10 protein-coding genes are annotated in these 9474 nt (G+C 58.6%); 2 read left to right on the top strand and 8 right to left on the bottom strand.

Translation table 11 applies throughout. The features are described 5' to 3' along the window. Positions 1-141 precede the first annotated feature (141 nt). Entirely contained in the window at positions 142-771 is a 630-nt protein-coding gene (locus tag HX793_RS04320; RefSeq protein ID WP_177097142.1) for a TetR/AcrR family transcriptional regulator, read from the top strand. Between the two features lie 160 nt (positions 772-931). On the opposite strand, the gene HX793_RS04315 is transcribed toward HX793_RS04320, so the two are convergent. The 8 genes from HX793_RS04315 to HX793_RS04280 form a co-directional block, all read right to left on the bottom strand. Next, positions 932-1147, bottom strand: a complete 216-nt coding sequence (locus HX793_RS04315; protein WP_003213899.1) for a TOBE domain-containing protein — start codon at positions 1145-1147, stop codon at positions 932-934. Positions 1148-1163: 16 nt separating this feature from the next. Continuing rightward, positions 1164-1970, bottom strand: coding sequence for an aliphatic sulfonates ABC transporter ATP-binding protein (gene ssuB / locus HX793_RS04310; RefSeq protein ID WP_016978995.1), 807 nt, complete (start codon positions 1968-1970; stop codon positions 1164-1166). Next, positions 1967-2755, bottom strand: a complete 789-nt coding sequence (gene ssuC, locus HX793_RS04305) for an aliphatic sulfonate ABC transporter permease SsuC (RefSeq protein ID WP_016978992.1) — start codon at positions 2753-2755, stop codon at positions 1967-1969. The genes ssuB and ssuC overlap by 4 nt, the downstream gene beginning before the upstream one ends. Before the next feature lie 8 nt (positions 2756-2763). Continuing rightward, on the bottom strand, positions 2764-3912 hold the full coding sequence (gene ssuD, locus HX793_RS04300) for an FMNH2-dependent alkanesulfonate monooxygenase (RefSeq protein ID WP_177097144.1): 1149 nt from the start codon (positions 3910-3912) through the stop codon (positions 2764-2766). 25 nt (positions 3913-3937) lie between these two features. Next, the gene (locus HX793_RS04295) at positions 3938-4906 is read right to left on the bottom strand and encodes a sulfonate ABC transporter substrate-binding protein (RefSeq protein ID WP_177052644.1); all 969 of its coding nucleotides are present in this window, start codon (positions 4904-4906) and stop codon (positions 3938-3940) included. Positions 4907-5001: 95 nt separating this feature from the next. After that, on the bottom strand, positions 5002-5595 hold the full coding sequence (gene ssuE / locus HX793_RS04290) for an NADPH-dependent FMN reductase (RefSeq protein WP_177097146.1): 594 nt from the start codon (positions 5593-5595) through the stop codon (positions 5002-5004). Between the two features lie 196 nt (positions 5596-5791). Continuing rightward, positions 5792-6430 carry a peroxiredoxin gene (locus HX793_RS04285; RefSeq protein WP_016978988.1) on the bottom strand — a complete coding sequence of 213 codons (639 nt, stop codon included), beginning with the start codon at positions 6428-6430 and terminating at the stop codon, positions 5792-5794. 291 nt (positions 6431-6721) lie between these two features. Beyond that, complete coding sequence (locus HX793_RS04280; protein ID WP_016978987.1) at positions 6722-8089, bottom strand: OprD family porin; 1368 nt, start codon at positions 8087-8089, stop codon at positions 6722-6724. 370 nt (positions 8090-8459) lie between these two features. Between HX793_RS04280 and tauA the strand changes: the two genes are divergently transcribed. Then, positions 8460-9446 (top strand): taurine ABC transporter substrate-binding protein, encoded by a 987-nt coding sequence (gene tauA, locus HX793_RS04275; RefSeq protein WP_016978986.1) that lies wholly within the window; start codon positions 8460-8462, stop codon positions 9444-9446. The last annotated feature ends 28 nt before the right edge of the window (positions 9447-9474 follow it).

Below are 9474 nucleotides of genomic sequence, written 5' to 3'. Positions count from 1 at the left end.
CAAGACAGTTGCTCCCACATTTGACCGATTTCCAATATCAGAATGCGGTCAAATGTGGGAGCGGGCTTGCTCGCGAAGGCGGCCTGGCAGACAACACAGATTCCTGCTCATACAATGCCCGCTGCCTTGTAGGAGACTTCCATGACCACCCGCCCCGCCGCCCCCCGCAAACCCCGCGCCCGCAGCCAGGCCCGGATCGATGCGATCCTCGACGCTGCCCGCACCCTGCTGGCGGCCGAAGGCGTGGCGAGTTTGTCGATCTATAGCGTGGCCGAGCGGGCGCAGATTCCGCCGTCGTCGGTGTATCACTTTTTCGCCAGTGTGCCGGCCTTGCTGGAAGCCTTGACCGCTGACGTTCACGGCGCATTCCGGGCGGCTATCCAGGCCCCCATCGACCATGACTTACTCAAGCATTGGCGCGACCTGTCCTACATCGTTGAGCAGCGCATGCTCACTGTCTACGATCAGGATGCCGCCGCCCGCCAGTTGATCCTGGCCCAACATGGGCTGACGGAGGTGACCCAGGCGGATCGTCAGCATGATCTGGAATTGGGCGATTTGATGCTCACGGTGTTCAACCGTCACTTTGAAGTGCCGACACTACCGAATGATGTGGACGTGTTTGCCTTGGCCCTGGAGCTGAGCGACCGCGTGTATGCGCGCTCGGTGCATCAGCATGGGTTGATCACGCCGCGCATGGCGGAGGAAGGGATGCGGGTGTTTGATGCGTATGTGGGGCTGTATTTGCCGCCGTACCTGCCCAAACGCTAAGTCTTGTAGTGACTGGGCCGGCCTTTTCGAGAGCAAGTCGAATCGTCGCACCGCCGCTCCCACATTCGACCGAGTTCCAACTTTGGAATGCGGGCAAATGTGGGAGCGGCGGTGCGACGATTCGACTTGCTCGCGAAAGCAACCTCAAGAACGACGCCAATCACAACTTGGCAATCGATACCTCGGTGGATTTAACGAAGGCAATCACTTCACTGCCAATCACCAACTCCAGCTCTTTGACCGAGCGTGTAGTGATCACCGAAGTCACGATGCCGGACGCAGTCTGCACGTCGATTTCCGACAGCACGTCGCCTTCGACGATTTCCTTGATGGTGCCTTTGAACTGGTTACGCACGTTGATGGCTTTAATAGTCATGATGTTCTTCCTTCGTTTATTGAGCCCAGCGCAATTGCGTAGGCAGCGGTGAAACAGGTTCAGGTTCCGGCGGTGAGCCCGGCAGGGACAACACACGGTTGAGCACTTCAGCTTCCAGCGCAGCCAGGCGGTGTGAGCCCCGGGCGCGTGGGCGTGGCAGGTCGACGATCAGGTCGAGGCCGATTTCGCCGTCTTCGATCAGGATCACCCGGTCGGCAATCGCCACGGCTTCGCTGACGTCGTGAGTGACCAGCAACACGGTGAAGCCGTGCTTCTGCCAGAGGTTTTCGATCAGTTGCTGCATCTCGATACGGGTCAGGGCATCCAGCGCACCCAACGGCTCATCCAGCAGCAGCAAGCGCGGCTGGTGGATCAGCGCACGGGCCAAAGCCACGCGTTGTTTCTGCCCGCCGGACAGCGCCGCCGGCCATTCATTGGCGCGTTCGGCCAGGCCGACCGCTTCCAGGGCTTCCAACGCTTTGGGGCGCCAGTTGCCTTTAAGGCCCAGGCCGACGTTGTCGATGATCTTTTTCCACGGCAGCAGGCGCGCTTCCTGGAACATTAACCGCGTGTCTTCAATCGCTTCGCTCAACGGCGCGGAACCGGCCAGCAGTTCGCCGCCGCTGGCTTTATCCAGGCCAGCGAGCAGGCGCAGCAAAGTACTTTTGCCGCAACCACTGCGCCCGACCACTGCCACGAATTGCCCGGCCGGGATGTGCAGGTCGATGTCCTTGAGCACTTCGCGCGCACCAAAGGCCTTACGCAACTTGCGGACCGCCAGGGGAATGCCCTTGAGCAGGCGCGGGGGTTGTTGAGCTGTCATGCCGCACCTCCTTTATTTACTTGATACGCCGGATGCCAGCGCAGCCACACTCGCTCCAGACCGCGCGCCGCCAGATCGGCCAGCTTGCCGAGGATCGCGTACATGACAATGGCCAACACCACCACGTCGGTTTGCAGGAATTCGCGGGCGTTCATCGCCAGGTAGCCGATACCGGAACTGGCGGAGATGGTTTCCGCCACGATCAGCGTCAGCCACATGAAGCCCAGGGCAAAACGCACGCCCACCAGGATCGACGGTAATGCGCCCGGCAGGATCACCTGGCGGAACAGGCTGAACCCGGACAAGCCGTAGCTGCGCGACATTTCCACCAGTGCCGGATCGACGTTGCGGATGCCGTGATAGGTGTTGAGGTAAATCGGGAACAGCGTGCCGAGGGCGACCAGGAAAATCTTCGCCGTCTCATCAATGCCGAACCACAGGATCACCAGCGGAATCAGCGCCAAGTGCGGCACGTTGCGGATCATCTGCACCGAGCTGTCCAGCAGGCGCTCGCCCCACTTCGACAGGCCGGTGATAAAGCCCAGCGCCAGGCCGATGCTGCCGCCAATCACGAAGCCCAGACCCGCACGCCAGCCACTGATGGCCAGGTGAGTCCAGATTTCGCCACTGGCGACCAAGTGGACACCGGCTGCGATGACGGCACTCGGCGCTGGCAGAATGCGCGTCGACAACCAACCCGCCGACACCGACAACTGCCACACCGCCAGCAATAAAATCGGCAGCACCCAAGGCGCCACGCGATGACTCAATTTTTCATAGTTCATGGGCTGCCTCAGCTCGCCGCCGCAGCTTTGGGAAGGATGTCGTTGGCGACCATTTCGCCGAACGGGCTGACGTAGCCGGCGCTTTTCGGTAACTCGGGACGTTCGATATCCAGGTGCGGGAACAGCAGTTCAGCGACGCGATACGACTCTTCCAGGTGTGGATAACCGGAGAAGATGAAGGTGTCGATGCCCAGGGCTGCGTATTCCTTCACGCGTTCCGCCACGGTGGGGCCATCGCCCACCAGGGCGGTGCCTGCACCGCCACGCACCAGGCCGACGCCGGCCCACAGGTTGGGGCTGACTTCGAGGTTGTCGCGGTTGCCACCATGCAGCGCCGCCATACGTTGCTGGCCGACGGAATCGAACCGCGCCAGGGAAGCCTGGGCACGGGCGATGGTTTCATCGTCCAGATGGGAGATCAGTTTGTCGGCGGCTTTCCACGCTTCGTCGTTGGTTTCACGCACGATCACGTGCAGGCGAATACCAAAACGCACGGTGCGCCCAAGTTTTGCTGCCTTGGCGCGAACCTGTTCGATTTTTTCCGCAACAGCTGCCGGTGGCTCGCCCCAGGTCAACACCATTTCCACTTGCTCGGCCGCCAGGTCCTGGGCTGCTTCGGAAGAACCGCCGAAGTACAGCGGCGGACGCGGTTGCTGGATCGGCGGGTAGAGCAGCTTGGCGCCTTTGACGCTGATGTGCTCGCCGTCGTAGTCCACGGTTTCGCCTTCCAGCACACGGCGCCAGATGCGCGTGAATTCCACCGAGGCCTGGTAGCGCTCTTCGTGGCTGAGGAACAAGCCATCACCGGCCAATTCTTCCGGGTCACCACCGGTCACCAGGTTGAACAAGGCACGGCCGCCGGACAGTCGGTCCAGGGTCGCGGCCTGACGCGCGGCCACCGTCGGGGAAATGATCCCGGGGCGCAGGGCGACAAGGAATTTCAGACGCTGGGTCACCGGGATCAGCGAGGCGGCCACCAGCCACGAGTCTTCGCAGGAGCGACCGGTGGGAATCAGCACGCCGCCGAAACCCAGACGGTCAGCGGCCTGGGCCACTTGCTGCAGGTAACCGTGGTCGACGGCGCGAGCGCCTTCGGCGGTGCCAAGGTAATGGCCGTCACCGTGGGTAGGCAGGAACCAGAAAATATTGAGGCTCATGGAGTTGTCTCCTGAAGAAGTCGGATTACGGCGCTTTGGCCACGGCGGCGGGGGGTGTCCAGATCACGTCCTTGATGTTCAAGGGTTTGGGGATCAATTTGAGCTGGTAGAAGCTGTCGGCGATTTTCTGCTGCGCGGCGACCACTTCCGGGGTCAGGAACAGCGCGCCGTAGCCTTGGCGTTTCACCGAGGTCAGGGTGATGTCGGCTGGAAGGCCGAGCAGCGGGGCAACTTGTTCAGTCACTTCCTGCGGATTGGCCTTGGACCACTCGCCCACGGCGCGCACTTCTTCGATCAGCGCCTTGACCACTTCCGGGTGTTTTTCAGCGTAAGGCTTGGTCGCCAGGTAGAACTGATGGTTGTCGGCAATGCCGGTGCCGTCACGCAGGGTACGGGCTTGCAGTTGTTTCTCGGCGGCGGCCTGGTACGGGTCCCAGATGACCCAGGCGTCCACGCTGCCACGCTCGAAGGCGGCACGCGCATCGGCGGGCGGCAGGAACACGGTCTGCACGTCGGTGTATTTCAGGCCGGCGTCTTCAAGGGCACGGACCAGCAGGTAATGCACGTTGGAGCCTTTGTTCAGGACGATTTTCTTGCCCTTGAGCTCGGCCACGGATTTGATCGGTGAGTCTTTCGGCACCAGGATCGCTTCGCTGGTCGGCGCGGGTGGTTCGTAGGCGACGTAGAGCAGATCGGCGCCAGCGGCCTGGGCGAAGACGGGTGGGGTTTCGCCGGTGACGCCGAAGTCGATGGAGCCGACGTTCAGGCCTTCCAGCAATTGCGGGCCACCAGGAAACTCGGTCCACTGCACGTTCACGCCCTGGGCAGACAGGCGTTTTTCCAAGGTGCCCTTGGCTTTGAGCAGCACCAGCGTGCCGTATTTCTGATAACCGATCCGCAGGGTCTCGGCGGCTTGGGCTTGAACAATGGCGCCGAAGGACACAGCCGCAGCAAACAGTGCGACCAGACCACGACGCAAGATGACAGTGCGCATGGCGCTCTCTCCAATAATGCGTTTAAGGGGGTTGGCTGCACCTGCTTGGCCGTTGGCGGCTGAGTAAGGTGAGTTTTTTTACATTTCGGTGTGGCTTAAATGCTCCAGCGAGCACTCAACAAACGTTCATTCAACACTTGAGGGTCCAGCGGTTTCGGGCGGCGGGCCATGGCGCCATAGAGTGTTTCCAGGGCCTCGTGCAAACGGTGTTCGAGGACCGGTACCAACTGCGCCTGTGCGCTGCCTTCGGCGTAGGCGATCTGGCTGTCTTCGGCGAAGATGCCGTGGAGCAACTCCTGGGCCTTCAGCGCCGACAGCACCGGCTTCAGGGCGTAGTCCACCGCCAGCATGTGGGCGATGCTGCCACCGGTGGCCATCGGCAATACGATCTTGTGGGCCAGGGCGCGTTCGGGCAGCAGGTCCAGCACGGTTTTCAGCGCACCGGAAAACGAGGCCTTGTAGACCGGCGTGGCGATCACCAGGCCGTCAGCATTAGCCACTTGTTGCAACAGGTCGATGACCTTGGGGCTGTCGAAGCGCGCATGCAGCAGGTCTTCAGCCGGGAAGTCCCGTATCTGGTAACTCACCACTTCTACGCCTTTGTCTTGCAACCACTGACGGGTTTTATCCAGCAACACCCCGGAGCGGGAACGCTGGCTGGGACTGCCTCCAAGTGTTACGACCAACATGCAGGAATTCCTTGAGCAGGTGTCGGCGGTTCGCTGTGTGGCGATGGCGCCAAGATGGAACAGACCTTATCAGCAGATTCATATATCTTTAAATCTTATTTTTTCATGTGTTTATTCTTTAAATGCATATGCGAGATATCAAATCGCAGACGAAAAAAAAGGCCGTCGAAACGGCCTCAAAACCCCTGCTATGTGATCAGCGATTCGGTTGCGGCGTGAGGCGCAGGTACGGCTTCACCGCGCGATAACCCTTTGGAAAGCGTTTTTTGATCTCTTCCTCATCCTTGAGCGACGGCACGATCACCACTTCATCACCGTCCTGCCAGTTGGCGGGAGTGGCGACCTTGTGGTTGTCGGTCAGCTGCAACGAGTCGATGACCCGCAGGATTTCGTGGAAATTGCGCCCAGTGCTGGCCGGGTAGGTGATGGTCAGGCGGATCTTCTTGTTCGGGTCGATCACGAACAAGGAACGCACCGTGAGGGTGTCACTGGCGTTGGGATGGATCAGGTCGTAGAGGTCGGACACCTTGCGATCGGCGTCGGCCAGGATCGGGAAGTTGACGATGGTGTTCTGGGTTTCGTTGATGTCTTCGATCCACTTGTGGTGCGAATCCACCGGGTCGACCGACAGGGCGATGGCCTTGACGCCGCGCTGGGCGAATTCGTCCTTGAGCTTGGCGGTGAAACCCAGCTCGGTGGTGCACACCGGGGTGAAATCCGCCGGGTGGGAAAACAACACACCCCAGCTATCGCCCAGCCATTCGTGGAAACGAATCTTGCCGGCGCTGGAATCCTGTTCGAAGTCGGGGGCGATATCGCCCAGTCTTAGGCTCATGGTGTGGCTCCTGGTGAGTGCTTATGGAGCCCACTGTGCATGGAATATGGATTATTTAAAAAGAATAAATATCGATTTATCTAGACGATAAAGGAATATTAAAAATCTGTTCATTGGACGTATCCGAAGGCGAGGAGCACCATCGTTTCCAAGGTTCGAGAAGGCCTTGAGACGCTGTACAAAGAGGGGTTCAGGAAGGGCTTGCGGGGGTTTAGCCCGACTTGAAAGTAAAACACCTTGCCCGGTGTTGCACCGGGCAAGGCATTACACGCTTACAACAGCTTCACGCTACTAGAACAGTGGCAGCGAGTAGCTGACGATCAGACGGTTTTCGTCCTGAGAACGAGTGCTCGCCAGGTCGGTACGCCACATAGCGTTTTTCCAGGCGAAGCCGAGGTTTTTCAGCGGGCCTTCTGGAATCACGTAGGCAACGGTGATGTCGCGTTCCCACTCGGACTGACCGGTGGTTTCAGCACGTGCGGTGGTGTTGGCGATGGTGTCGATGTCACTACCTTTAAGGTAGACAACACCAGCAGTCAGGCCAGGTACACCCACCTTGGCAAAGTCATAAGCGTAACGAGCTTGCCAGGTACGTTCGCCAGCACGGGCGAATTTCTGGATCTGCATGTCGGTGGTGATGTAAGCCGACGAACCGTCGCCCTGGTTCAACCAAGGGAAGTCGCTGCTGCCATTGCTGACTTGGTAGCCACCACCAAAGGTGTGACCTGCCACGGTGTACAGGAACAGGCCGCTGTACAGGTTGTTATCAACCTTGCCCTTACCCGCACGGAAACCGTTGTAGTTACCGCTGGAGTAGTAAGCGGCGGTGTCGCCATTCTTACCATCGTCCGAGCTGTTGAAGTAACGCAGGTCAGACTTCAAAACGCCCGGGCCGATTGCCCAGTTGTGGGTCAGACCCAGGAAGTGCTGTTTGTAGAAATCCTCCAGATTGCCGTAGTAGTACTGGGCAGTCAGGTCTTTGGTCAGCTTGTAGTCACCACCGGCGTAGTAGAACTTATTGCTGAACTTGCCGGCGCTGTAGTTGGAGCTACCGTTAGCACCGCCAATCGACAAGTTTTCGTTGTTGCTGGAGTTACGGCCCTTGGCCTTTTCCACCTGACCGGCAACCAAGGTCAAATCCTTGATGTCGTTAGTGGTGATCTGGCCACCTTGGAAAGTTTGCGGCAGCAGACGACCGTCGTTGGTCACGATAACCGGCAGCTTAGGCTGCAAGGTGCCCAGCTTCAGTTCGGTCTGGGAGATCTTCACCTTACCGGTTACGCCCAGGCTGGCGTAATCGTTGACGGCTTTGTTGCCGTCGCTTGGGAACACGGTACCGCCGGACGCGGTGCCGGTGTAGTTACCGTGATCAGCGTGGCTCGAATCCAGACGCACGCCGTACAGGCCAATCGCATCAACACCGAACTGCACAGTACCTTGGGTGTAACCCGAGATGAAACGCAGGTCGAAGCCCTGGCCCCATTCAGCGTTTTTGCTCGCCGAGTTGGAAGTGCCACGGTGACCGTCACGGTTATCTGTGTTGATGTAGAAGTTACGCAGCCCCAGTGTTGCCTTGCTGTCTTCGATGAAACCGGCGGAGTTTGCCTGCTGGGCAACCGCAGCCAAAGCTACGGCCAACGCCAATGTTGACTTCTTCATGTACCGCTCCTCTCATTTCTAATTTTTGTATTTCTTTGGTCTCGGGTCTGACGCCCTCGATCCACAGATGCGCGATTAGCGCCAGATAGTGACTACCAAGTCAATCGTAACCTTGTGTGTCTACTACCTTCGTCTAATCGCAGTTGATTTGGTCCCTGCAGGGTAATGAGTTTTTCATACACCCAAAAAGAATTGTTTCATTCTTTTTCATACGATTTGGGAATAAGCCTTTCTATGGTGCGGACAAGTCAAGGTAGACGAACCGCTCCATAAGCTAATTCCTAAAGGGTATTTGTTAGCGCTTTTTTAGATCGATTAGTGTGGCCGTACTGTTGCATACGTCACCCACGATCAAAAAGGCGACGCCATCATGGCCAAACGCACATCCTCCCGTCAATTTGTTACAGTTTTTGTGTCACTAATACTTTCTTTTGGTGTCAAAGCCGCCGATTTAACCATCGGCTACCAAACCGGCATTGACCCCAGCAAAGTCCCACAAGCCGACGGCCTCTATGAGAAGGCCATCGGTGAAAAAATCGCCTGGCGCCGGTTCAACAGTGGGCCGGAAGTCGTCACCGCCATTGCCTCCGGCGATGTACAGATCGGCAACCTCGGCTCCAGCCCTCTTGCGGCAGCGGCTTCTCGGAATCTACCCATCGTCGCGTTCATCGTATCGGCGCAGATCAATACTTCTGAAGCATTGGTGGTGCGTAACGGCAGCCACATCGACGCACCCAAGGATTTGATCGGCAAAACCATCGCCACGCCATTTGTCTCAACCTCTCATTACAGCCTGCTCGGCGCGCTGAAGCACTGGGGACTGGACACCAAACAAGTCAAGGTGGTGAACCTGCAGCCAGCCGAGATTGCCGCCGCCTGGAAACGCGGCGATATCGACGGTGCATTCGTGTGGTCGCCGGCCCTGGGCGAAATCCGCAAGACCGGCAAGACCCTGACAGACGCGGCCCAGGTGGGTCAGTGGGGCGCACCGACCTTTGAAGTATGGGTAGCACGCAAGGATTTCGCGGAAAAACATCCTGACGTAGTGGCCAAGTTTGCCAAGGTCACCCTGGATTCATTTGCCGAGTATGCGGCCCATAAAGACGGTTGGACGGTGGATTCCGAGCCGGTGCAAAAAATCGCGAAACTGACAGGCTCGAATGCTGCCGACATTCCGGAGCTGTTGGCCGGTACCACGTTCCCCGATGCCCAGGCACAGCAAACTGACGCGCTGCTCAAAGGCGGTACGGCAAAGGCGATTGGGGAGACGGCGAAGTTCTTGAAGGAACAGGGGAAGGTTGAAGCGGTGTTGCCGGACTACTCAGCGTTCGTGACCGACAAATTCATCAAGGAATAAATGCAGTCCACTGTGGGAGCTGGCTTGC

The sequence above is a fragment of the Pseudomonas reactans genome (genome assembly GCF_013387025.1).
In the GTDB taxonomy this organism is placed as follows: Bacteria; Pseudomonadota; Gammaproteobacteria; order Pseudomonadales; family Pseudomonadaceae; genus Aquipseudomonas; species Aquipseudomonas reactans.
This window is presented reverse-complemented; position numbering and strand designations above follow the sequence as displayed.